At 73.6% G+C, this 23,837-nt stretch carries 22 protein-coding genes and 1 pseudogene; 14 read left to right on the top strand and 9 right to left on the bottom strand.

The genetic code is table 11. The features are described 5' to 3' along the window. Nucleotides 1-9: 9 nt before the first annotated feature. Together ABT085_RS03220 and ABT085_RS03215 are read right to left on the bottom strand one after the other, a co-directional pair. Nucleotides 10-309: pseudogene (locus ABT085_RS03220) on the bottom strand (exo-beta-D-glucosaminidase); the annotation flags it as partial. Nucleotides 310-651: 342 nt separating this feature from the next. Further along, nucleotides 652-1,836, bottom strand: coding sequence for an ROK family transcriptional regulator (locus ABT085_RS03215; protein ID WP_351601186.1), 1,185 nt, complete (start codon nt 1,834-1,836; stop codon nt 652-654). Nucleotides 1,837-1,959: 123 nt separating this feature from the next. Between ABT085_RS03215 and ABT085_RS03210 the strand changes: the two genes are divergently transcribed. After that, the gene (locus tag ABT085_RS03210; protein WP_351601183.1) at nt 1,960-3,426 is read left to right on the top strand and encodes an APC family permease; all 1,467 of its coding nucleotides are present in this window, start codon (nt 1,960-1,962) and stop codon (nt 3,424-3,426) included. 137 nt (nt 3,427-3,563) lie between these two features. On the opposite strand, the gene ABT085_RS03205 is transcribed toward ABT085_RS03210, so the two are convergent. Continuing rightward, the gene (locus ABT085_RS03205; protein ID WP_351601180.1) at nt 3,564-4,004 is read right to left on the bottom strand and encodes an SPW repeat protein; all 441 of its coding nucleotides are present in this window, start codon (nt 4,002-4,004) and stop codon (nt 3,564-3,566) included. Between the two features lie 253 nt (nt 4,005-4,257). Here ABT085_RS03205 and ABT085_RS03200 point away from each other — a divergent pair, with 253 nt between their 5' ends. From ABT085_RS03200 to ABT085_RS03180, 5 genes are all read left to right on the top strand, one after another. Further along, entirely contained in the window at nt 4,258-5,550 is a 1,293-nt protein-coding gene (locus ABT085_RS03200) for an NAD(P)/FAD-dependent oxidoreductase (RefSeq protein ID WP_351601177.1), read from the top strand. Beyond that, complete coding sequence (locus ABT085_RS03195) at nt 5,547-6,311, top strand: DUF1365 domain-containing protein (RefSeq protein WP_351601174.1); 765 nt, start codon at nt 5,547-5,549, stop codon at nt 6,309-6,311. The genes ABT085_RS03200 and ABT085_RS03195 overlap by 4 nt, the downstream gene beginning before the upstream one ends. After that, complete coding sequence (locus tag ABT085_RS03190) at nt 6,308-7,594, top strand: class I SAM-dependent methyltransferase (protein WP_351601171.1); 1,287 nt, start codon at nt 6,308-6,310, stop codon at nt 7,592-7,594. Before ABT085_RS03195 ends, ABT085_RS03190 begins: the two co-directional genes overlap by 4 nt. Continuing rightward, nucleotides 7,591-8,934, top strand: coding sequence for a class I SAM-dependent methyltransferase (locus ABT085_RS03185; protein WP_351601168.1), 1,344 nt, complete (start codon nt 7,591-7,593; stop codon nt 8,932-8,934). The genes ABT085_RS03190 and ABT085_RS03185 overlap by 4 nt, the downstream gene beginning before the upstream one ends. A 95-nt stretch (nt 8,935-9,029) precedes the next feature. Then, nucleotides 9,030-9,761 (top strand): DUF1295 domain-containing protein, encoded by a 732-nt coding sequence (locus tag ABT085_RS03180; RefSeq protein WP_351601223.1) that lies wholly within the window; start codon nt 9,030-9,032, stop codon nt 9,759-9,761. A 96-nt stretch (nt 9,762-9,857) separates the two neighbouring features. On the opposite strand, the gene sigK is transcribed toward ABT085_RS03180, so the two are convergent. Together sigK and ABT085_RS03170 are read right to left on the bottom strand one after the other, a co-directional pair. Beyond that, a complete protein-coding gene (gene sigK / locus ABT085_RS03175; RefSeq protein ID WP_351601165.1) occupies nt 9,858-10,442 on the bottom strand; it encodes an ECF RNA polymerase sigma factor SigK in 585 nt (194 codons plus the stop codon). A 184-nt stretch (nt 10,443-10,626) separates the two neighbouring features. Beyond that, a complete protein-coding gene (locus ABT085_RS03170) occupies nt 10,627-11,235 on the bottom strand; it encodes a sigma-70 family RNA polymerase sigma factor (RefSeq protein WP_351601158.1) in 609 nt (202 codons plus the stop codon). 136 nt (nt 11,236-11,371) lie between these two features. Between ABT085_RS03170 and ABT085_RS03165 the strand changes: the two genes are divergently transcribed. After that, nucleotides 11,372-12,547: a MerR family transcriptional regulator gene (locus ABT085_RS03165; protein ID WP_351601155.1), complete on the top strand. Its 1,176-nt coding sequence runs from the start codon at nt 11,372-11,374 to the stop codon at nt 12,545-12,547. A 105-nt stretch (nt 12,548-12,652) separates the two neighbouring features. Here ABT085_RS03165 and ABT085_RS03160 read toward each other — a convergent pair whose 3' ends face one another. Both ABT085_RS03160 and ABT085_RS03155 read right to left on the bottom strand, forming a co-directional pair. Continuing rightward, nucleotides 12,653-14,026, bottom strand: coding sequence for a cryptochrome/photolyase family protein (locus tag ABT085_RS03160; RefSeq protein WP_351601152.1), 1,374 nt, complete (start codon nt 14,024-14,026; stop codon nt 12,653-12,655). Between the two features lie 198 nt (nt 14,027-14,224). Continuing rightward, complete coding sequence (locus ABT085_RS03155) at nt 14,225-15,754, bottom strand: SDR family oxidoreductase (protein ID WP_351601220.1); 1,530 nt, start codon at nt 15,752-15,754, stop codon at nt 14,225-14,227. A 124-nt stretch (nt 15,755-15,878) separates the two neighbouring features. Here ABT085_RS03155 and ABT085_RS03150 point away from each other — a divergent pair, with 124 nt between their 5' ends. From ABT085_RS03150 to ABT085_RS03130, 5 genes are all read left to right on the top strand, one after another. Further along, a complete protein-coding gene (locus ABT085_RS03150; protein WP_351601149.1) occupies nt 15,879-16,385 on the top strand; it encodes a MarR family winged helix-turn-helix transcriptional regulator in 507 nt (168 codons plus the stop codon). Between the two features lie 230 nt (nt 16,386-16,615). Continuing rightward, nucleotides 16,616-18,796 (top strand): MMPL family transporter, encoded by a 2,181-nt coding sequence (locus ABT085_RS03145; protein WP_351601146.1) that lies wholly within the window; start codon nt 16,616-16,618, stop codon nt 18,794-18,796. A 105-nt stretch (nt 18,797-18,901) separates the two neighbouring features. Next, a complete protein-coding gene (locus tag ABT085_RS03140) occupies nt 18,902-19,069 on the top strand; it encodes a DUF8839 family protein (RefSeq protein ID WP_351601143.1) in 168 nt (55 codons plus the stop codon). A 196-nt stretch (nt 19,070-19,265) separates the two neighbouring features. After that, a complete protein-coding gene (locus tag ABT085_RS03135) occupies nt 19,266-19,616 on the top strand; it encodes a YciI family protein (protein WP_351601140.1) in 351 nt (116 codons plus the stop codon). After that, the gene (locus tag ABT085_RS03130; protein ID WP_351601137.1) at nt 19,616-20,815 is read left to right on the top strand and encodes an RNA polymerase sigma factor; all 1,200 of its coding nucleotides are present in this window, start codon (nt 19,616-19,618) and stop codon (nt 20,813-20,815) included. The genes ABT085_RS03135 and ABT085_RS03130 overlap by 1 nt, the downstream gene beginning before the upstream one ends. A 193-nt stretch (nt 20,816-21,008) precedes the next feature. Here the strand turns inward: ABT085_RS03130 and ABT085_RS03125 are convergent, their stop codons facing one another. Beyond that, complete coding sequence (locus ABT085_RS03125; protein WP_351601134.1) at nt 21,009-21,500, bottom strand: pyridoxamine 5'-phosphate oxidase family protein; 492 nt, start codon at nt 21,498-21,500, stop codon at nt 21,009-21,011. Between the two features lie 179 nt (nt 21,501-21,679). Between ABT085_RS03125 and ABT085_RS03120 the strand changes: the two genes are divergently transcribed. Continuing rightward, a complete protein-coding gene (locus ABT085_RS03120) occupies nt 21,680-22,081 on the top strand; it encodes a VOC family protein (protein WP_351601131.1) in 402 nt (133 codons plus the stop codon). A 183-nt stretch (nt 22,082-22,264) separates the two neighbouring features. Next, the gene (locus ABT085_RS03115) at nt 22,265-23,335 is read left to right on the top strand and encodes an adenosine deaminase (protein WP_351601128.1); all 1,071 of its coding nucleotides are present in this window, start codon (nt 22,265-22,267) and stop codon (nt 23,333-23,335) included. On the opposite strand, the gene ABT085_RS03110 is transcribed toward ABT085_RS03115, so the two are convergent. Then, on the bottom strand, nt 23,317-23,832 hold the full coding sequence (locus ABT085_RS03110) for a mycothiol transferase (protein WP_351601125.1): 516 nt from the start codon (nt 23,830-23,832) through the stop codon (nt 23,317-23,319). The two genes, ABT085_RS03115 and ABT085_RS03110, sit on opposite strands and share 19 nt — an antisense overlap. Nucleotides 23,833-23,837 lie beyond the last annotated feature (5 nt).

Raw genomic sequence — 23,837 nt, 5'->3', positions numbered from 1 at the left:
TCCGCGGGATCAGCCCGCCGGTACCGTCAGCTCCTTCGCGTTCCAGCCGGAGATCCGCACCCCGGGCGCCGGGCCGTGCAGACCGGCCGTGCAGTAGGTGGCGGTCAGTGTCGCCGACTCGCCGGGCCAGAGGCTCACCTGGTTGTCCGACCAGCGCACCGGCAGCACCGGACGGCCGCTCGCGTCCACGAGACGGACGTCCGTCAGCAGCGACGGCGTCCGGCCGGCGCCGGTGTTGCGCACGGTCACCGTGGTCGTCGCGGTGCCCTTCCCCGACACCGTCGAGGCCGTCGCCGAGACCGGCACCCGGCGAGACAGCGTCGGGCGGGGCGAGGGAACACGGCGGTCTTCGTAAAGTTAGGAAACTTTACTAACCAAGCTCAGGCTAGAACGCGGGGTGGGGCGTGTCGATCACTGCGGCCCGGGTGTCCCGGACGCGACGGCCGGGCCCGCGCGAGGGCGGCCCGGGGTCCACGCGAGGTCGATCGGGGCCCGCGAGGCCGGTCGGGTCCGCGCGAGAGCGGCCGGGGTTCACGCGAGAATGGCCGGGGTTCACGCGAGAATGGCCGGGGCTGCGCGAGGTTCCGGGGCCCGCGAGGTCGGCCGGGGTGCACGCGAGGCCGGCCGGGTCCGCGCGAGAGCGGCCGGGGTTCAGGCGCCCGAGGATCTGCGCTCGAACACCGTGTTCCGTGCCGTGCCCAGCGCCGTCGCCACCGCGCCGAGCAGCACCGCGTCCTCACCCAGTCGGCTGGGGGATATCCGCGGCCGCAGCGGCGTGAGCGTGCGCAGATGCTCCCGGACCGGACCCAGCAGCAGATCGACGCTGTGGCCGACGCCTCCGCCGAGCACCACCAGGTCGGGGTCGAGGACGGCGGCGGCCGCCGCCACCGTGTGCGCGATCCGCTCGCCCTCCAGCCGCACCGCGCGCAGCGCGGCCGGATTGCCGAGCCGGGCCGCCTCGAAGACCGCCTTCGCGGTGAGCTGCCCGCTCATCCCGAACCGGCGCGCCGCCTCCACCACGGCCACGCCCGACACCGCGTCCTCCAGCCGCTCCGGCTTCGGCTGCCCCGGCCAGGGCAGGAAGCCGATCTCCCCGGCCAGCCCGTGCGCCCCGGTGAACAGCCGTCCCTCGCTGACCACCCCCATGCCGAGGCCGGTGCCGATCAGGATGTACGCGAACAGCCTGCTGCCCGCGCCGACCCCGTACGTGTACTCGCCCAGCGCGGCCAGATTGGCGTCGTTGTGCATCTCCAGCGGTACGCCCAGGTCCTCCCGCAGCCCCTCCAGCAGGCCGGCCCTGCCCCAGCCCGGCAGATGCATCGCGTACCGCACCCGGCGCTGCTTCTCGTCGTACACCCCCGGCGTGCCGACCACCCCGTGCACCACCTCGCCCGGGTCCACGCCGGAGTTCGCGACCACCTGGCGGGCGGTGGAGACCACCAGGTCCGCCAGGGCGCCGGAGCCGCGGGCGCGGTTGCGCACATCGGCGCGGGCGACCAGCGTGCCGTCGAGATCGGCGACGGCCACCCGCAGCCAGCCCCGTCCGACGTCGATGCCCAGCGCGTAGCCCGCGGCCGGGTCGGGGGCGTACAGGACCGCCGTGCGGCCGCGCTCGGGGGCGTGGGTGCCGACCTCGTGGACCAGCCCGACGGCCTCCAGCGCGGCCAGCGCGCTGGACACGGTCGGCTTGGACAGCCCGGTCTCGCGGGCCAGCTGGGCGCGGGACGCCGCGCCGAGGCCGCGCAGCCGGTCGAGCAGCAGCCGCTCGTTGGTGCTGCGCAGCCGCTGCCGGTTCCAGGGCTGGTCCGGCTGTTCTACGGCGTCGCTTGCGGGCATCGGACCATTCTCGTGCACTGCCGACGCATACTTGACGCCTCTAGTAAATCTCCTTAACTATATCGGCCACTCGGTCGGTCCCGCCGGGCGGGTCCGTCTCCCTGCCGTGCGTCAGGAGTCCTCATGTCCGGTACCCCGCCTCCTGCCCCTCCTTCCCCGGGCGGGTTCGTCCGCCGCGTCGGTCCGTTCCAGGCCACCGCCATCAACATGAGCCAGATGTGCGGCATCGGTCCGTTCGTGACGATCCCGCTGATGGTCGCCGCGTTCGGCGGCCCCCAGGCGGTCGTCGGGTTCGTCGCGGGCGCCGTGCTGGCGCTGTGCGACGGCCTCGTCTGGGCCGAACTGGGCGCCGCCATGCCCGGCTCGGGCGGCAGTTACGTCTACCTCCGCCAGGCCTTCCAGTACCGCACCGGACGGCTGATGCCGTTCCTGTTCGTGTGGACGGCGATGCTCTTCATCCCGCTGATCATGTCCACCGGAGTGGTCGGCTTCGTCCAGTACCTGGGCTATCTGGCACCAGGACTGGACCGGACGTCCGGCGATCTGATCGGCCTCGGCGTCATCGCCCTGGTGGTGCTCCTGCTCTGGCGCGGCATCGAGCACATCGCGCGCATCACCGCCGTGATGTGGGTGGTGATGATCGCCTCGGTGGTCCTGGTGATCGCCGCCGCGGCCACCCACTTCAGCCCGCACCGGGCCTTCACCTACCCGGCGGGCGCCTTCGACCTGACGAGCGGCCACTTCTGGCCCGGCTTCGCGGCCGGCCTGACCATCGGCATCTACGACTACCTCGGCTACAACACCACCGCCTACATGGGTGCCGAGATCAAGGACCCCGGCCGCACCCTGCCGCGCTCCATCGTCTTCTCCGTCCTCGGCATCATGGGGATCTACCTGCTGCTCCAGATCGGCACGCTCGGCGTCGTCGACTGGCATCGGATGACCGACCCGGCCGACATCGCCTCCACCTCCGTGGCGTCGGCGGTGCTGGAGGAGACCTGGGGCAGGGGCGCCGCCGACACGGTGACCGTCCTGATCCTGATCACGGCCTTCGCCTCGGTGTTCACCGGGCTGCTCGGCGGCTCGCGCGTGCCGTACGACGCCGCCCGCGACGGGGTGTTCTTCCGCCCGTTCGCCAAGCTCCACCCCCGGCACCGGTTCCCCGTGCCGGGCCTGGCCGCGATGGGCGCGATCACCGCGATCGGCTTCCTGATCGGCCGGCACACCGACCTGGCGACCCTGATCCAGCTGCTGACCACCGTGATGGTGATCGTCCAGGCGCTCGCCCAGATCGTCGCGCTGACGGTGCTGCGCAGGCGCCGGCCGACGCTCGACCGCCCGTACCGGATGTGGCTCTATCCGCTGCCGAGCGTCCTCGCCCTCGCCGGCTGGTGCGTCATCTACGGCTACGCCGACCACAACTCCCCGGGCCGGCACCCCATCGAATGGTCGCTGGCCTGGCTGGCCCTCGGCTGTGCGGCGTTCCTGGTCTGGGCGTGGCGGGAGAAGGTGTGGCCGTTCGGCGGGAAGGAGATCAGCGAACAGTACGACGCCACGGCCGTGCCGGAGGGGGAGCCCGCCGGAACCTGACCTGCCGTCGACGGGCGTTCGCGGACGCCTGCCGACAGGCACGGGGGCCGGTCCGTCGTGGAGACACAGGCGGGCCGGCCCGCTGGATGCGGACCGGCCGGCCCGTCGACTCGCCTCCTGTGATAGTTGCGAGACTTTTATGGCTTGGGGACGCTGCGTGCCGCCGCCAGCGCGCACATCATGCCGAGGACGATGGCCAGCGCGCCGATGATGATGTTGTTCAGCACGACTCCGGTGTCGGGGCTCGTGCCGACGATCCAGGGCGCGATGATCATCCACACACCGAGGGCGCACATGGCCCAGCTCAGTCCGTACATCCGGGCCGGCGCGGCGGTGAACCCGAGGGCCAGCAGGCCGATGGCCACGCCCATGATCAGGTTGTGGGGCGCGAGCGCGGGCTGGCTCAGGTTGTAGTGGAGTATCCACGGGGACGCGGCGCAGTACAGGCCGAGCAGGAACACCGGCCCGTCCATGAGCACCACATCACGACCGCCGAGCACGCGGGCGTAGCGCTCCCGCATCTCGGCGGCATCCGGGTGAGTGGATATGTCACCCCTGGTCGGTGAGACGTGGGCCATGACCGTCTCCTTTGGCTGACAGGCCGAACCGCAGATGCGGTATGCGGTGAACACCGCTTACACCCCATTCTGCCCTTATTCATCGCTTATGTGTAGAGGGGGCGGGAATTAACTGCCCCGCGATGCCGTCCCGCCCATCGGGAGAGCGCCGACCGGTCCGGACGCGAACGCCGACCAATCCACACGCCCACCGGCCACGGATTACGCGCGAGGGGCCCTGGCCGGTCAGGGCGCGATGAAGGCGGTGGCACACATGGCGGAGGGTTCCGCGGGCGGGACGCGTGACGGGCGGCGGCGTACGGCCGTGGTGGGCAGCGGGGTGGCGGGCCTGACCGCCGCCCACGTTCTCGCCCGCACCCACCACGTCACGCTGTACGAGGGGGACGACCGGCTCGGCGGGCACGCCCACACCCACCGGCTGACCTCGTCCGACGGCCGGGTGCACCAGGTCGACTCGGGATTCATCGTGCACAACCGCCGCACCTACCCCAACCTCCTGCGCCTCTTCGGCGAACTCGGCGTCGCCACCCAGGAGTCGGAGATGAGCCTGTCCGTACGGTGCGAGGGCTGCGGGCTCGAGTACGCCGGCGCCCGCGGCCCGGCCGGACTGCTCGCCCGGCCCCGCAACGCCCTGCGCGGCGCCTATCTGCGGATGCTTGCCGAGGTCCCGGCATTCCACCGGGCGGCCCGCGGACAGCTCGCCCGGAGCGCCGAAGACACCCCGACGCTCGGCGCGTTCCTCGACCGCGAGGGCTTCTCGCCCTATTTCCGCGCGCACTTCATGACACCGCTGGTGTCGGCCGTCTGGTCCTGCGACGCCGCCACCGCCCAACGCTACCCGGCCGCCTATCTGTTCCGTTTCCTGGAGCACCACGGCATGCTCTCGATCGGCGGCTCCCCGGTCTGGCGCACGGTGACCGGCGGCTCCCGCAGCTATGTCGACCGCGTCGCCGAACGGCTGGACCGGGTACGCGTCGCGACGCCGGTCCGCTCGCTGCGCCGGCACGCCGACGGCGCGGAGATCACCACCGACGACGGCACCACCGAGTCCTACGACGGTGTCGTCGTCGCCGTCCACCCCGACCAGGCGCTGAGCCTGCTGGCCGACGCCACCGTGGCGGAGAAGGAGGTCCTCGGCGCGTTCCGCTACACCCGCAACACCACCCTCCTGCACACGGACACCACCCTGCTCCCGCGCGCCCGTGGCGCCCGCGCCTCCTGGAACCACCTGCTGCCCTCCTGCACGGCCGGTGCCGACCGGGTGCGCGTCAGCTACGACATGAACCGCCTCCAACGCCTCGACGCCGCCGAGACGTTCGTCGTCACCCTCGGCGGCGAGGACCTGGTCGACCCCGGCCGGGTCCTGGCCCGCATGGTCTACGAACACCCCGTCTACACACCGGAGTCGCTCGCCGCCCAGCAGCGGCTCCCGGAACTGGACACGGACGTCACCGCGTACGCGGGCGCCTACCACGGCTGGGGCTTCCACGAGGACGGCTGCCGCTCCGGCGTCCGGGCCGCCGCCACGCTGGGGGTGCGCTGGTGACGGCCGTCCCCGCCCTGTACCCCTGCACGATCACCCATGTGCGCACCGCGCCCCTCCGGTACGCGCTGCGCCACCGCACCTACATGTGGCTCGTCGACCCCGACCGTCCCCCCGTACTCCCGCGCCCGCTGCGGCCGTTGGCGCGGTTCGACGCGCGCGACCACTTCACCGGCGACGGGCGCCCGGTCCGGGCGCACCTGGACGCCTTCCTCACCGGGCGCGGGGTGCGGCCGGCGGGCGGACCGGTGCTGATGCTGACGCACGCACGGGTTCTCGGGCACGTCTTCAACCCGCTGACCCTCTACTGGTGCCACGACCCCGACGGCACCCCGCGCCATGTCGTCGCCGAGGTCCACAACACCTATGGCGGACGGCACTGTTACCTGCTGCGCCCGGACGCGACGGGGACCGCCGCCACCGAGAAGGAGTTCTACGTCTCCCCCTTCTTCCCCGTCGACGGCCGTTACCGCATGCGCCTGCCGGTGCCGGACGAGCGGCTCGACCTCACCGTGCACCTCGACCGGGACGGCGGCCGGCCGTTCACCGCGACCGTGCGCGGCGCCCGTCGCGCGGTCACGGCGCGGGAGGTGCTGGGCCAGGCCCTGCGCCACCCGTGGTCCACCGCCGTCGTCTCCGCCGCGATCCGGGTGCACGGCATCCGCCTGTACCTGAAGGGGCTGCCCGTCCAGCCCCGCCCCGTCCGGCAGCGCCCCACACGTTCCACCGCGAAGACCCGGAACACCGAAGAGAGCGTGACATGACGACAGTCGAGCCCCGCCCCGCCGCCGCGCGGCGCGCCGTACGCCCGGGCACGGTGGGCGTCGACCCGGCCCGCTGGCCCGACGTGGCGGCCCCGCCGGACGCCTCCCGGGTGCGTACGGCCGTCACCGCGGCGGTGGTACGCCGGGCCCTGGACCGGCTGCCGCTGCTGGCGCGGTACGCCGACGGCACCGAGGCCGGCCGCGGCGGACCGCTGCTGCAGCTCCACGACCCCCGGGCGTTCCACGGCCGGATCGGCACGAGCGGCCTGATCGGCTTCGGCGAGTCGTACATGGCCGGCGAGTGGGACGCACCCGACCTGACCGGTGCCCTGACCGTGCTCGCCGCCCACGCCGCCGAGCTGATCCCCGCCCCGCTCCAGCGGCTGCGCGGACTGTGGGCGCCGCGCCGGCCCGGGGCCCGGCGCAACACACCCGACGGCGCCCGTACCAACATCAGCCACCACTACGACCTGTCCAACGACCTCTTCGCCCTCTTCCTCGACGACACCCTCACCTATTCCTCCGCGGTCTTCGGCGGCTTCCCCGCCCACTGGGACGAGCTTGCCGCCGCCCAGCACCGCAAGATCGACCGGCTGCTGGACCTCGCCGAAGCGGGCGCGGGCACCCGGCTGCTGGAGATCGGCACCGGGTGGGGCGAACTCGCGATCCGGGCCGCCGCCCGCGGCGCGCACGTCACCTCGCTCACCCTCTCGCGCGAACAGCGCGACCTGGCCCGTGCCCGGGTGCGCGACGCCGGGCTCGCCGACCGCGTCACCGTCGAACTGTGCGACTACCGAGAGGCCCGCGGCACCTACGACGTCGTCGTCAGCGTCGAGATGATCGAGGCCGTCGGCGAGGAGTTCTGGCCGGTGTACTTCCGCACCCTCGACGAGCGGCTCGCTCCCGGCGGACGCGCCGTCCTCCAGGCCATCACCATGCCGCACGACCGCATGCTCGCCAGCCGCGACACCTACACCTGGATCCAGAAGTACGTCTTCCCCGGCGGCCTGCTGCCCTCCGTGGAGGCCGTCGCCCGGACCGTCCGCGACCACACCCGGCTGACCGTCACCCGGCGCGACGCCTTCGGGGCGCACTACGCCGAGACCCTGCGCCTGTGGCGGCAACGCTTCGCCGAGCGCGCGGACGAGGTGGAAGCCCTCGGCTTCGACACCGCCTTCCGCCGTATGTGGAACCTCTACCTGGCCTACTCCGAAGCCGGATTCCGCTCCGGTTACCTCGATGTGCAGCAGTATCTGTTCACCAAGGAGGAGCCCGCCCGATGAGCACCCCGCGCACCGTCCGCACCGCCCGTTCCGGTGCCGCGCACCGGCTCGCCGCGCTCGTCGAGGACGCGCTCGGCGGCCCGCTGCCGGTGCGGCTGCGCGCCTGGGACGGCAGCGAGACCGGCCCCGCCGGCGGTCCGGTCGTGGTCGTACGCTCCCGGCGCGCCCTGCGCCGGCTGCTGTGGCAGCCAGGCGAACTCGGCGTCGCACAGGCGTACGTCACCGGCGAACTCGACGTCGACGGCGATCTCGCCGGGGGCCTGCGTGCCCTGTGGGCCGCCGCGCGGGAGCACGACCTGCACCCGCCCCGGCTCACCCTCGCCCACCGGACGCGCGCGCTGCGCACGGCCGCACGCCTCGGCGCCGTCGGCCCGCGCCTGGCTGACCCCGCGTCGCAGGCCCGGCTGCGCGGCGGACTGCACAGCAAGGCCCGCGACCGAGCCGCCATCAGCCACCACTACGACCTGTCCAACGACTTCTACCGGCTGCTCCTCGACGACACCATGGCCTATTCGTGCGGCTACTGGCCGGGCGAGGAGCCGGGCGGGACGACGGACGAGGGGCCGGGCGTCACCGCCGAGCGGTCCCAGCGGGCCAAGCTGGAACTGATCTGCCGCAAACTCGGCCTGGTGCCGGGGGCCAGGCTGCTGGACATCGGCTGCGGCTGGGGATCGCTCACCCTGTACGCGGCCGAGGAGCACAGGGCGCAGGTCACCGCCGTCACCCTGGCCCGGGAGCAGGCGGCCCATGTGCGCGCCCGGGTGCGGGAACGGGGCCTGGAGCGCCGCGTCGACGTGGTGTGCCGGGACTACCGGGACGTCGACGGCGGGGCCTACGACGCCGTCGCCGCCGTCGAGATGGGCGAGCACGTCGGGGACGCCGAGTATCCGGCGTTCACGGCCGCCCTGCACCGGCTGCTGCGCCCCGGGGGTCGTGTGCTGGTGCAGCAGATGTCGCGGGGCGCCACCGCGCCCGGAGGCGGGGCCTTCATCGAGTCGTTCATCGCGCCCGACATGCACATGCGGCCGCTCGGCGAGACCGTCACGCTGCTCGAGGGGGCCGGTCTGGAGGTGCGCTCGGTGGAGTCGCTGCGCGAGCACTACGTCCGCACGGTCGCCGCCTGGCATCGCACCCTGGAGGACCGCTGGAGCGACGCCGTACGGCTCGTCGGCGAGCAGCGGGCCCGGGTGTGGCGGCTGTATCTGGTCGGTGGGGCGCTCGCCTTCGAGCAGCGCCGCATGGGCGTCGACCAGATCCTGAGCGTGCGCCCCACCACCGACGGCGCCAGCGGTATGCCCGCCACGCCGGCGCGGTGGTATGCCGGACTGGAGCGACCGTGAACGCGTACGCCGTGAGTGTCTTTGCCCGGGACGTCTTCGCCTGGGACGCCTTCGCGTGGAACCTGCTCTGGTCGGTACTCGCCGCGCTCGCCGTCATGCTGGTCACCTTCGCCGTCGCCGTACGCAGGCGACTGCACCGGATCGTGGACGTCGCCTGGGGCCTCGGCTTCACCGCGGTCGCCCTGGTGAGCTGCGCGGCCTCGGCCGGCGAGGGCGACACCGGGCGCCGGGTGCTGGTGACGGTCCTGACGTCCGTGTGGGGGCTGAGGCTGGCCGGGCACATCGCCCGGCGCGGGCGCGGCCACCGCGAGGACCCGCGCTACGAGGCGCTCCTCGCCAAGGCCCCCGGCAGCCGCGACTTGTACGCCCTGCGCATGGTGTACCTCCTCCAGGGCGCCCTGGTGTGGCTGGTGTCGCTGCCGGTCCAGGCCGCGCAGTACGTACGGACGGAGCCGTCCGGCCTCGCCTGGGCGGGGACGGCGCTGTGGGCGGCCGGCCTGTTCTTCGAGGCGGTCGGGGACGCCCAGCTGGCCCGGTTCAAGGCCGAACCCGCCAACCGGGGCCTGATCATGGACCGGGGCCTGTGGCGCTACACCCGCCACCCCAACTACTTCGGCGACTTCTGCGTGTGGTGGGGGCTCTACCTGATCGCCTGCGACTCGGGCGCCGCGGCTGCGGTGTCCCTCGTCTCGCCCGTGGTGATGAGCTTCCTGCTGATCCGGGGGAGCGGCAAGCCGCTGCTGGAACGGCACATGGCCGGGCGCCCCGGCTACGCCCGGTACGCCGCCCGCACCAGCGGGTTCTTGCCCCGGCCGCCTCGCGGATGACGGGTCCGCGCGGGGGCGGCGCGACGGCTCGGACGCGGTCGGCGGGGCGGTGCGCCCGCGCGTACGCCCTCGTCGACGGGGGCGGGGCGGCGGCGCTCACGCGCCCGCTCCCAGGCAGTCGCGCAGCCGGATGAGCCCGTCGCGCATCCGGGTCTTGACCGTGCCCAGCGGCAGGGCGAGGTCCTGGGCGACCTGCCGGTAGGTGAGCCCCCGGTAGTAGGCCAGGGTGACCGCCTGGCGCTGGATGTCCGTCAGGGCGCGCAGGCAGTGGCGCACCTGCTCCCGCTCCAGGCGCGCCTCGACCTGTTCGGTCACCTGGTCGTAGGCGGGCATCCGGTCGAGCAGGGCCGCCCGGTGCTCGCGGGCCGCGGCGGCCGCCGCCGAACGGACCCGGTCCACGGCCCGGCGATGGGCGAGGGTGAGGATCCAGTTGGCGGCGGATCCGCGCTCGGGGCGGAACCGGGAGGCGGTGCGCCAGACCTCGACGAGCACGTCCTGGGCCACCTCCTCGGCCTGCGCGCGGTCGCGCAGCACACCGCGGGCGACGCCCAGCACCGGGCCCGCCATGGCGTCGTAGAGCACGGTGAACGCCCGCTGGTCGCCCAGAGCCACCTGGTTCAGCAGGTCCTCCAGGTCGGGTTGCGACGCGGGATTCCGGCTGATGTGGACGGCTTCTTTCACGGCGGAGTCCTCCGGGTGTCGACGGGCGAGGGCGTCATCCGGTGCCGGGGTGCGGCCCTCGGGGCCCCGCCCTTCCCTTCGGGCGGGGGTGGCGACTCGGATGCGTACGAGCCCGGTCCTCCTAAATGCATCGTTCGTGCATCGAAAGAGAGTGCGAGTCGTGGTGCGCCCACTCGGCATCCCCTCAGGCACACCTCTCCTGCCCGAGACAGTCGCGCAGTCGGTGCAGCCCGCGCCGGGCGTGGCTCTTCACCGTGCCCAGGGGCAGACCGGTGCGCTCCGCGATCTGGGCCTGGGTCAGGTCCTCGTAGAAGGTCAGCCGCAGCACCCGCTGCTGGGGGGCCGGGAGCCGGGCCAGCTCGTGGTGGACGAGCACCCGGTCGAGGACGGCCTCGGGGCGCTGCTGCGCGGGGGCGGCGAGCGCGAGCACGGAGCCGACCGAGGAGACGAGGTCGGTGCGACGGGTCCGCGCGGCCAGCGCGTCGGCGATCTTGCGCTTGGCGATGCCGACGATCCACCCCGCGAGCGTGCCGCGCTCCGGCCGGTAGCCCCGGCGGCCGCGCCAGACCCCCAGGAACACCTGCTGCGTGACGTCCTCGGCCTCCCTGGCGTCCCCCAGCGAGCGCCGGGCGAGCGTGTGTACCAGGCCCGACCAGCGGTGATAGGCGGCGGCCAGACACGCCTCGTCGCCCGCCACCAGACCGCGGGCCAGTTCCTCGTCGGAGTACGACTCCTCCGGCCGGCTCCACAGCGGTGCGGCGGGAGGCGGCGCGGCGCTCGGATCCGGACTCATGACGGCGACTCCTCGCTTCGTACGGACCGGTCCGCGTCACCGTCGACGGGCCCCGGTACCGTCATCCTGCGAGCGGCGGAGCTGCCCGCTCAATGCGCATCGGTTGTGCATCGATCGACCGTCGTAGAGTCGGTTCATGAGCGAGTCCCCGAGTGGGTCCCCGGGTGAGTTCCCGGGCGGGATCCCAAATGAGTCCCCGAACGAGTCCGCGGGCGAGGAGAACGAGTCCGCGGGCGAGGAGTCGAACGACGGTGCGGGCGGCGCGGGTCTGACCACCGGTGCGGTGGCCCGCCGGCTGGGGGTGTCGCCCACCACGCTGCGCTCCTGGGACCGCAGGTACGGCATCGGTCCCGCGGTCCGCTCCGGCGGACGTCACCGGCGCTGGACCAGGCAGGACGTGGCGACGCTGGAGGCGATGTGCCGGCTGACGTCCGCCGGGGTGCCGCCCGCGGAGGCGGCCCGTGCAGCGCTGGGCGAGGCGGCCGGTACGGCATCCCGGGCCGCCGCCTCGGCCATGCCCGTCGTTCCTGCCGTCCCTACCGTTCCTGCCGTCCCTGCTGCTCCCGCCGCCCCGGCCGTGTCCGGCGACCGGGGTGCGGCGGGTCGCGGTGGGTGGGCGGCGACCGGGTCGCTGCCTCTGGGCGACGTGCGCCAGGAGTGCCGGGGCCTCGCCCGCGCCGCCGTCCGGCTCGACGCCCCCGCCGTTCAGGAGCAGTTGGCCCGGGCCGTCGAGGAACACGGGCTGGCGGTCGCCTGGCAGGAGGTGATCGTGCCGACGCTGCACGCGGTGGGACGCAAGTGGGCCTCGTCGGGGGACCGTTACGTCGAGGTCGAGCACCTGCTGTCCTGGCATGTGTCCGGCACCCTGCACCGGCACACCCGGCCCGCCGGACGGCACGGAGACGTCGACGCCGGTGCGCCGGGACCGGTGGTGCTCGCCTGCGTCCCCGGTGAACAGCACACCCTGCCCCTGGAGGCGCTCGACGCCGGACTGGGCGAACTCGGCGTGCCCACCAGGATGTTCGGGGCGGCCGTACCCGCCGAGGCGCTGCTCGCCGCGGTCGGCCGGCTCGGGCCCGCGGCCGTGGTCCTGTGGGCCCAGGCACGCTCCTCGGCGAGCCTGCCGCTGGCCCTGCACGTCGCCGCCGCGCAATGGGGCGTGAAGGGCGCCCGCCGACAGCCGCTGGTGATGCTCGCCGGCCCCGGCTGGCTCGGCCGGGCCACCCACGGAATGGCCAGACCGAACACCCTGAGGGACGCGCTGGACGTACTGGCCGGCCTGTACGCCGGGTTCGGCGGGTCAGGCCGCTAGCCGGCCCGGACCGTCCGGACGGCCCGACCGGCGTGCCGACCGCGCCGCCCCGTGCGCCCCTGCACCCCGGGCAGTACCCGCCCGGGGTGCAGGCCGGGTGCGTCCTCAGTCGCGTCCGCGCGCCTCCCGGAAGCGGGCGAGACCCTCGGAGAGGTCGACGATCGGCTCCGGGTAGTCCACCGCCGCGCGCTCCAGCCCGCGGAGTTTCCACGGCTCATGCACCGACGGCCCCTCGACGCACGCCAGTTCGGGCACCCACCGGCGTACGTACTCCCCGTCGGGATCGTGCCGCTTCGCCTGGGTGACAGGGTTGAGCACCCGGTTGGGGCGGCTGTCGGTGCCGGTCCCCGCCATCCACTGCCAGTTGAGCTGGTTGTTGGCGACATCGCCGTCGACCAGCAGGTCCAGGAAGTGCCGGGCGCCGACCCGCCAGTCGACGTAGAGCGTCTTGGTGAGGAAACTCGCCGTCAGCAGCCGGGAGCGGTTGTGCATCCAGCCCTCGTAGCGGAGTTGACGCATCCCCGCGTCGATCACCGGATAGCCGGTGCGGCCCTCCCGCCACGCCGTCACGTCCGCCCGTGCGGTGCGCTCGGAACGCCAGCGGTCCCGCTTGGTGCGGTAGTCGGCGGTGGCCGCCGCCGGGCGCGCGGCGAGCACCTGGCGGTGGAAGTCCCGCCACGCGAGCTGCCGTACGAACGCATCGGCGCCGGGACCGCCCGCACGGCGCGCCCGGTTGACGACTTCCACGGGGGAGAGGGTGCCGAAGTGCAGGTGCGGGGAGAGCCTGGAGGTCGCGTCCCCGCCGAGGTCGTCGTGGCCGGTCTCGTACGTGTCGACGCCGTGGCGGAGCCAGTCCGTGAGCTGCTTGCGGCCCGCCGTCTCGCCGCCCGCGGCCAGTCCGTCCGACACCGCCGTGAGTCCCTTGCGGGACGGCAGTTCGTCGGAACCGACGCCGTCCGGGACGCGTACTGCGCGCGGCGCGCCGAGGGTGTCGCGCAGGGCCTGCCGCGACCACTGCCGGAAGTAGGGGGTGAAGACGGCGAAGTGGTCCGAGGACGCCGGCGTCACGGCACCCGGCGGGACGGCCGTGCTCACCGTGTCGTGCACGTGCAGCCGTACGCCCTGGGCCTCCAGCGCGGCCCGCAGCCGCTCCTCGCGCCGCTGGGCGAAGGCGCTGACGTCGGCCGCCATGTGCACCTCGTCCGCGTCCGACTCGGCCGCCGCCTTGCAGACCTGCTCGACGACGTCGCCGTGGCGCAGGACGAGCCGTCCGCCGCGCTCGCGCAGGCCCGCGTCCAGGTCCCGGAGGCAGTCCGCGAGGAATGCCAGCCGGTTGGCGGCGGCGAAACCGGCGCCGTCCACGGCCGGGTCGCGCACGAAGAGCGGCACGACCTGCCGGGAGCCGTCGAGGGCGGCGCGCAGCGGCGGATGGTCGTGCAGACGGAGGTCGGAGGTGAACAGGACGACCGAGACGTTCATGAGGCATGCTCCGGAGATGAGTGGGGGCCGCGGAGGTGCTTCCGGCCCGGGACGTCCGGTGGATGCGGGTGTACCCGAGTGCGGGTGTGCTCGACTGCGCGTGTGGTCGAGTGCGGGTGCGCAGGTGGGCCCGACTGCCGGTGTCGCCGACCGCGGGTGGCGCGGTGGACGCGGCGGTCGGCCCTGGGGTGCCGGCGGTCAGCCCAGGGGTGCGTCGTCCCCGCCGAGGCGGACCGGGGTCGCCGCCGCGGCGCGGGCGATGTTGCGGGCCATCCCGCCAAACACGACGGCGTGGAAGGGGGAGACGCTCCACCAGTAGGCCTGGCCGAGCAGCCCGCGCGGATGGAACAGGGCACGCTGGCGGTACCGGGTGCGGCCGTCGCCGTCCGCGTCCACGTACATCTCCAGCCAGGCCAGACCCGGCAGCCGCATCTCGGCGCGCAGCCGCAGCAGCCGTCCGGGCTGGATCTCCTCGACCCGCCAGAAGTCCAGCGAGTCGCCGACCCGCAGCCGCGCCGCGTCCCGTCGGCCGCGGCGCAGTCCGACCCCGCCGACCAGCCGGTCCATCCAGCCGCGTACGGCCCAGGCGAGCGGGAAGGAGTACCAGCCGTTCTCACCCCCGATGCCCTCGATCACCCGCCACAGCGCCGCGCACGAGGCCTCGACCGGCTGCTCGCGCTCGTCGGTGTAGAGGCTGCCCCCGGCCCAGTCCGGGTCGGTGGGCAGCGGGTCGCTCGGGGCGCCGGGCACGGAGGCGGACGACCACCGGGTCGTCACCTTCGCCTCGCGCACCCGGCGCAGCGCGAGCCGGACCGCCTCGTCGAAGCCGATCGGATGCCCCGGCAGGTCGGGGACGTACCGGACGATGTCGTGCTCGTGGCAGACGACCTCGTGCCGCAGCGACTCGGTCAGCGGCCGGGCGATCGCCGCGGGCACGGGCGTGACCAGGCCGACCCAGTGACTGGACAGGCCCGGGGAGAGCATCGGCACGGAGAGGATGAGTCGGCGCGGCAGCCGCGCGACGGCGGCGTAGCGCACCATCATCTCCCGGTACGTCAGGACGTCCGGCCCCCCGATGTCGAAGGTGCGGCTCACGTCCGCGGGCATCCGGGCGCTGCCGACCAGGACGCGCAGCACGTCCCGCACCGCCACCGGCTGGATCCGGGTGTGCACCCAGCTGGGGGTGACCATGACCGGGAGGCGTTCGGTGAGGTAGCGCAGCATCTCGAAGGAGGCCGACCCGGAGCCGAGGATGACGGCCGCCCGCAGCACGGTCGCCGGCACCCCCGAGGCGAGCAGGATGCGGCCGACCTCCGCCCGCGACCGCAGATGCGGCGACAGCTCGTGCTCGGGGACCTTCGCCGGGGTCAGGCCGCCGAGGTAGACGATCCGCCGTACGCCCGCGGCCCGGGCCTGCTCACCGAAGACCTCGGCGGCCTCCCGGTCCGTCCGCTCGAAGTCCTTGCCGGTGCCCAGGGCGTGCACGAGGTAGTAGGCGACGTCGATGTCCCGCAGGGCGTCGGCGACGGATCCGGCGTCGGTCACGTCGCCGCGGACCACCTCCGTCTCGCCCACCCACGGATGGTCGCGCAGCCGCTCGGGGGAGCGGGCCAGACACCGCACCCGGTGGCCCGCGCCGAGCAGTTCCGGGACGAGCCGGCCGCCGATGTAGCCGGTGGCGCCGGTCACCAGGCAGCGCAGCCCGGTTCCGGGGTCGTCTGCGTTCATGTCCTTGCGGCCCTTCGCGTCGAGGCCCCCTCGATCGGCATCGATCCCCATCGATCCCTCCCGCATCACTTCCCCGCGCCGGACCCCTCCGGATGCGGCGTTCGGGTTTCTATACGCTGGCCGTGTGGCCACAGCGAACGACCGGGAGCAGCGCGCGCGGGGACAGCGGTCCCCCGACGACGCGGTGCCGACCGACCTGCCCGCCTTCGGCGTCCAGCTGCGCCGGATGAACGGTGAGATCAACCGTCTGATGCAGGGGTTCGCGGGGGAGCAGGGACTGCATCCGACGGACGTCCAGGCGCTCGCGGCCATCCTCGACGCCGACGGCCCGATGACCCCGAAGCGGCTGCGCGAGCACCTCGGGCTCACCTCGGGTGCGGTGACCGCGTGCGTCGACCGGCTGGAGCGCGCGGGGCACATCCGCCGCGTCCGGGAGAGCGCCGACCGCCGGGTGGTCCACCTGCACTACGCGGCCGGCGCCATGCCGGCGGCCCGGACCTACTTCCGTCCGCTGGCGGACGCCACCGCGGCCGCCCGGTCCCGCTTCACCGAGGACGAGCTGGCGCTGGTCCTGAGCTTCCTGACGGCCCTGAACGAGGAACTCGCCGGGATCAGGGATCCCGGACACTGACGTGATCCGACGGGCGATCCGCAGGAGCGGCGACTCGCCCGCGTCCCCGTGCGCCCGTGTGTTCGAACTTCCGTGTCCCCGCGCATCCGCGGGCCGGTCGACGGCGGAAGGGTGGGTGTCGTCTACGATCGTCGGCGGTCGATATATCTCAATCATCAAGATTGTTTTTCATTAAGATTATCTACCGTCGAGACACCTCTTCCGTCGGAGCACGGAGAACACGGAGAACCATGTCCACCACTGCACGACCGGCCCGCCGGCTCGTCCGGCTCGTCCCCCTGGTCCTGCTCGCCGTGTGGCTCGGAGTCGGCGGACTGCTCGGCCCCTACGCCGGGCGGCTCGGCGAGGTCGCGACGAACGACCGCGCCGCGTTCCTGCCGCGCAGCGCCGAGTCGACCGAGGTCGTCGCCGAACAGCGGGCGTTCCGGCAGGACGAGACACTGCCGGCGATCATCCTGTGGACCGCACCCGCCGACGCCGCCGCGGGTGTCCGGATCGCCGACAGCCGCGCGGCGGCCGACCGTGCGCTGGCCGCGCTCCCCGGCACGCCGGGCGTCGTCGGGCGGGTGTCGCCCGCGATCCCCTCCGAGGACGGCGCGGCCCTGGAAGCCGTCGTCCAACTGCGGCCCGACCTGGGAACCGCACTTCCCGACACCCTCGACCGGATCCGGTCCGCCGCGGCCCGCGTGCCCGGCACCACGGTCCAGCTGGCCGGACCGGCCGCCAGTCAGGCCGACCTGGCCGACGCGTTCTCCGGGATCGACGGTCTGCTCCTCGTCGTGGCCCTGGTCACCGTCCTGGTGATCCTGCTCCTGGTCTACCGCAGCCTGCTGCTCCCGCTGATCGTCATCCTCGGCGCGGTCTTCGCGCTGGGGCTCGCCTGCGCGGTGGTGTACGTGCTCGCCGACCACGACGTGGTCCGCGTCGACGGGCAGATCCAGGGCATCCTCTCCATCCTCGTGATCGGTGCCGCCACCGACTACGCCCTGCTGGTGACCGCCCGCTTCCGTGAGGAACTCGCCCTGGGCAAGGACCGGTTCACGGCCGTCAGGGCCGCGCTGCGGCAGTCCTGGGGCGCCGTCGTGGCCAGCGCGGCCACCGTGGCCCTCGCGCTGCTCGCCCTGCTGTTCAGCGACCTCACCAACAACCGGGCGCTCGGACCGGTCGGTGCCATCGGCATCTGCTGCGCCGCGCTCAGCGCCCTGACGTTCCTGCCTGCGGCCCTAGTCCTGCTGGGCCGCGCCGCCTACTGGCCCGCGAAGCCCCGGACCGCCCGGGGTCCCGGGGCCGGGGAAGGGCTGTGGCACCGGGTCGCGCAGCTGGTCGACCGGTCGCCCCGCAAGGTCTGGGCCCTCTCCCTCGTCGCCCTGCTGGCGTGCGCCGCGTTCGCTCCGGCCCTCAACTCCCGAGGCGTCCCCCAGGACGAGATCTTCGTCAACGACGTCCCCTCCGTCGCCGCCCAGAAGTCCCTCGGCGCCCACTTTCCCGGCGGTTCCGGCAACCCGACGGTGGTCGTCGCCGACGCCGGGGCACTGGACCGGGTGGTCGCGGCGGCCAAGGACACCGAGGGCGTCGACTCCGCCGCCGGTGTGGCGGGTTCCGGCCGCCCCGGCGGCAAGGCCCTGGTCGTCGACGGACGGGTGCTCGTCGACGTCACCCTCACCTCCGCAGCGGACAGCGACGAGGCCAAGCGGACCGTCGCCCGGCTGCGCACCACCCTGCACGCGATCCCCGGCGCGCACGCCGTCGTCGGCGGCTACACCGCCCAGCAGTACGACACCCTGCGCACCGCCGAGCGCGACCGCGGCCTCATCGTCCCGGTGGTCCTCGTCATCATCTTCGTCATCCTGACGGTGCTGCTGCGCTCGCTGCTGATGCCGGCGCTGCTCGTGGCCACCGTGGCGCTCAACTTCATGGCCACACTGGGTGTCTCGGCCCTCGTCTTCCGCCATGTGTTCGGCTTCACGGGTACGGAGGCGTCGGTCCCGCTCTACGGCTTCGTGTTCCTGGTCGCCCTGGGCGTCGACTACAACATCTTCCTGATGTCCCGGGTCCGGGAGGAGTCGATGCGGCACGGAGTGCGCCAGGGCGTGCTGCGCGGTCTGGTCAGCACCGGCGGGGTCATCACCTCGGCGGGCGTGGTGCTCGCCGCGACCTTCGCCGCCCTCGGGGTCATCCCGCTGGCCTTCCTGGTGCAGATCGCCTTCATCGTCGCCTTCGGCGTGCTGCTCGACACCCTCGTGGTGCGCTCGCTCCTGGTCCCCGCCCTGGTGCTGGACATCGGGGCCAAGGCTTGGTGGCCCGGCCGGCTGAGCCGGACTCCCGCCGTGGACACCGCGCGGACCGCGGACGGCGGACCGCTCGGCACGGCGGACTCCGGGCCGAAGACGCAGGAGCACGCGCCGGGCTGACGGTCCGGTACGCGACCCGCACCCCGGTCGGCGGGCATGGTCGCGCCGATCGGGGGCAGGCGGTCCTCACGGTTCTCACGGTCGATTCCGGAGGTGTCCGCCGTCATGGGTGCGAAGGTGTTGCAGCGTTTTCCCGCGGGCGCCCCGCGGGGTTCCTGGCCCGCGGAGGAGTACGCGGCGGCCCGCCGCGCGCAGGGCGAGCCCGCGACCGTGGTCATGGACCTGAAGTCGGACGCCTTCCTCGTGGTGGTCCCCGGCCACGACGAGGACTGACCACGACGACCGCCCCCGAACACCGCCGGTGAGGCGTCCCGGCTTCCTCCCGGTGGAGGCGGGTGCGAGGGTGCGGTGCGACAGCTTTGGGGAAGATTCCTCAGATGTCCCGGCGCGGGGTGTCGATCCGGCGGGCCGCCGTTCGTGTAGGTGGTGGGAAACACCCGGACCGACCCACGACGCCAAGGAGTCCGCCATGAAGTACTACCTGCTCAGCGTGATCACCCCGACCGACGGAGAGCCGCCCTCGCCCGAGGGGATGGCGCAGATCCGGCGCAACCTGGAGACCTTCCACCAGGAGCTGCGCGAGGCGGACGCCTGGGTCTTCGCGGGCGGACTGCACGGCACGGAGACCGCCACCGTCCTGCGTCCCCAGGGCGACGACGTCCTGGTCACCGACGGGCCGTACGCCGAGGGGAAGGAGTACCTGGGCGGCATCTGCCTGATCAAGGCCCCCGACCTGGACGCGGCCCTGCACTGGGGCCGTCGGGCGACCTGGGCCACCACGCTCCCCATCGAGGTGCGCCCGTTCATGGGCGAGGCCTGATGCCACCCGACGTCGAGGCGGTCTTCCGCGCGGAGTACGGCCGCGCGGTCGCCGTCCTCGTCCGCTTCCTCGGTGACATCGACCTCGCCGAGGAGGCCGTCCAGGACGCCTTCACCACGGCCGTGCGCAGCTGGCCGCGGACCGGGGTGCCGCCGAGCCCCGCGGGCTGGATCATCACCACCGCGCGCAACCGGGCCGTCGACCGGCTGCGCCGCGAATCCACCCGGGACGCCCGGCAGACCGAGGCCGCCCGGCTGTACGCCGCCGATCCGCCCGGCGAGGAGGGACCCGTGCGCGACGACCGGCTCCGGCTGATCTTCACCTGCTGTCATCCCGCGCTCGCTTCCCGGGCCCAGGTCGCCCTGACCCTGCGCCTGCTCGGCGGACTGAGCACCGCGCAGATCGCCCGCGCCTTCCTCGTCCCCGAACCGACGATGGCCCAGCGTCTGGTCCGCGCCAAGGCCAAGATCCGCGACGCCCGGATCCCGTACCGCGTGCCCCGTGACGCGGACCTCCCGGACCGGCTGAAGGGCGTGCTGGCCGTGGTCTACCTGATCTTCAACGAGGGGTACACCGGGGATCCCGGGCTGTGCGCCGAGGCCGTCCGTCTCGGCCGCCTGCTGGCGGAGCTGATGCCGGACGAGCCCGAGGTCATCGGCCTGCTGGCGCTGATGCTGCTGATCGAGTCCCGCCGTCCGGCCCGGCTCGGCGCCGACGGCGCCCTGGTCCCGCTGCCCGAGCAGGACCGCGCCCGGTGGGACGCCGGGCTGATCGCCGAGGGGCAGGACCTGGTGCGCCGCTGCCTGCGCCGCAACCGGCCCGGCCCCTACCAGGTCCAGGCCGCCGTCCAGGCCGTGCACAGCGACGCGCCGGCGGCCGCGGCCACCGACTGGGGACAGATCCTGCGGCTCTACGACCGGCTCGCGGCCCTCGCCCCCGGCCCGGTCGTCGCCCTGAACCGGGCCGTGGCCGTCGCCGAGGTCCGCGGCCCCGGACCCGCCCTGGACCTGCTGGACGGCCTCGGCCTCGACGGCTACCACGTCTTCCACGCGGTCCGCGCCGACCTGCTGCGCCGCCTGGGCCGGACCGGCGAGGCGGTTCAGGCGTACGAGGCGGCGATCGCGCTCACCGACAGCACGGCGGAGCGCGCCCACCTGGAACGCAGGCGCGGCGAGCTCGCAGGCGCGCGGCACTCCTGAGCCCCGGTCGACGGGGCCGGCCCAGACCGGCCCACAGAGCCGGTCGACGTGCTCGATGGATCGAGGTCGGAGGACCGAGTTCAGGGGGGCCGAGGCCGGGCGATCGCGGTCGAGCGATCGAGGTCTGATGATCGCGGTCGAGCGATCGTGGTCGGGTGACCGAGGTCGGGTGACCGAGGTCGGGCGCGGGCGGTCAGCGCCCGGCGGCGGAAACCCCGTCGACCGGCGAGGCGGCCCAGGTCCCGTCCCGCATGAGATGCCGGCCGGGCAGCTCGTGCACCCCGCACCAGGCCTGCACCGCACGCGGACGCACCCGGAAGTACGCGTACACCGCAGGATCCGCGCGAGGGTCCCAGCCCGTCTTCGTCCGGAACGCCTCCGCCGCCGCCCGCGGCACGTCCGCCGCGGCGAACGTCTCCACGTCACCGTCCACGAGGACCACGTCCGCGGTGTCCCCGAACGCCAGCCGGGCACGCCGGCCGTCGCGCAGATTGCGGCCGGTGGGATTGGCCGGTCTGGTGGACAGCCACAGCGCCTCGCCGTCCCAGACGAACCACAGGGCCACCAGACACGGCAGCCCGTCGGCGTCCGCGGTGGCGACCCAGACGTCCCGCTCCCGCTCCAGCCGGTCCCGTACGTCCTGCCGGCGCTGTTCGAGGGTGCGGGGCGTGCCCGTGATCGTCATGCCGGGACGCTAGCGGGCGGCGTCGCCGCCGCACCTCGGGCCGGAGGCGGAGCGTGGCCCGGTCCTGGGACCTACGCCGGGCAGGACGAGCCGGGCCGGACGAGCCGGAGCGGGTGACTGGCGTGCACGGAGTTTTACGTATAACCTCACCCGTCAATCGCACGTACCGAAAGGCCCCGATGAGACGCATCGCCCTGGTCACCCTCGTCGTCGACGACTACGACGAGGCGATCCGCTTCTACACGCAGGCGCTCGGATTCCGCCTCGTCGAGGACACCCCGCGCCCCGACGGCTCGCGCTGGGTCGTGGTGGAACCCGGGACGGCCGACGCCGCAGCGCCGGGCACCGCGCTGCTGCTCGCGCGGGCCAAGGACGACGCGCAGCGCGGCCGGGTCGGCGACCAGACGGGCGGGCGGGTCGGATTCTTCCTGCACACCGACGACTTCGCCCGCGACCACGCCCGGATGCTCGCCGCGGGTGTGACCTTCCTGGAGGAGCCGCGCCACGAGCCGTACGGCTCGGTGGCGGTCTTCGAGGATCTGTACGGAAACCGCTGGGACCTGCTCCAGCCCGCCGGCTGAGCCCGCGCTCGCCGCCCCCGCTGCCGCCACGGCTCCTGCCGCCGTACGATCTTCCGCCACGGCTCCTCCTGCCGCACCTTCTTCCGCCACGGCCCCTCCCGCCACGGCCCCCCTGCTTGCGCCGCGGACCCGTCCGCCGCTCCGAACCGCCCGCTCAAGGCCCGCTCCGAGGAAAGACCCGCCATGACTGCTACGCGCGTAGATGCCGAAGTGATCCGCCGCCTGCCCAAGGCCGTCCTGCACGACCACCTCGACGGCGGTCTGCGCCCCGCCACCGTCGTGGAGCTCGCGGCCAAGATCGGCCACACCCTGCCGACCACCGACCCCGACGCGCTCGCCGCCTGGTACTACGACGCGGCCAACTCCGGCGACCTGGTCCGCTACATCGCCACCTTCGAGCACACCCTCGCCGTGATGCAGAACCGCGAGGGCCTGCTGCGCGTCGCCGAGGAGTACGTCCTGGACCTCGCCGCCGACGGCGTCGTCTACGCCGAGGTGCGCTACGCCCCCGAGCTGAACACCCGGGGCGGACTGTCGATGAGCGAGGTCGTGGAGACCGTCCAGGAGGGCCTCGCCGCCGGTATGGCCAAGGCGGCCGCCGCCGGCACCCCCGTCCGGGTCGGCACCCTGCTGTGCGGCATGCGCATGTTCGACCGGGTCCGCGAGGCCGCCGACCTGGCCGTCGTCTACCGCGACGCCGGAGTCGTCGGCTTCGACATCGCGGGCGCCGAGGACGGCTTCCCGCCCGCCGACCACCTGGCCGCCTTCGAGCACCTGCGCCGCGAGAGCGTGCCGTTCACCATCCACGCCGGAGAGGCCCACGGACTGCCCAGCATCCACCAGGCTCTCCAGGTGTGCGGCGCCCAGCGCATCGGCCACGGTGTGCGCATCACCGAGGACATCGTCGACGGCAAGCTCGGCCGGCTGGCCGGCTGGGTCCGCGACCGCCGTATCGCCCTGGAGATGTGCCCGACGTCCAACCTCCAGACGGGCGCCGCCACTTCGATCGCCGAGCACCCGATCACCGCGCTGAAGGACCTGGGCTTCCGGGTCACCCTCAACACCGACAACCGGCTGGTCTCCGGTACGACGATGACCCGCGAGATGACGCTGCTGGTCGAGCAGGCGGGCTGGGGCGTCGAGGACCTGCGCACGGTCACGGTGAACGCCCTCAAGAGCGCGTTCATCCCGTTCGACGAGCGCAGGGCCCTGATCGAGGACGTCGTCCTGCCGGGTTACGCGGCCGCGCTCTGAAGCAGCCCGCGGACGTAGGCGGCCTGTCCGACGTGCTGGAGATCGTCGGACAGGACGCTGATCAGCCGCACGCCCAGGGTGACCGGCGGGTCCCACCGGGTGTCGACGACCTGCTCCAGGTCCTTGGCGGCCACCCCCCGCAGGGCCGTCAGGCTCTGCTCGTGCACGGCGTCGTAGTAGCCGGTCAGCAGCAGGCCGGAGTCGACCCGCACCTTGGCGACCTGCGCCGAGGTGTGGCCGTACCCGGTGTCGAGGCGCGGCAGGTCGAGGCCGAAACGCTTCTCCCACTCCTGTGACAGCCACACCTGCTCCAGCCCGAAGGCGTCGGCGAGGTGGTCGTCCTGCACCCGGGTGAGGTGCCAGACCAGCCAGGCGACGGAATTGGCCTCGGGGCCGGGCCGGGCGTGGAGGTCGTCGGGGCCCAGCCCCTCGACCACGGAGTGGACCTCTTCCCGGATGCGGCCGTACGCGTCGATGAGGACGTCCTTTGCATGCATACGTC

Source organism: Streptomyces sp. NPDC002265 (genome assembly GCF_040296125.1).
Lineage (GTDB): Bacteria > Actinomycetota > Actinomycetes > Streptomycetales > Streptomycetaceae > Streptomyces.
Note: the sequence above shows the minus strand (reverse complement) of the source record. Positions and strands in the feature narration are given on the sequence as shown.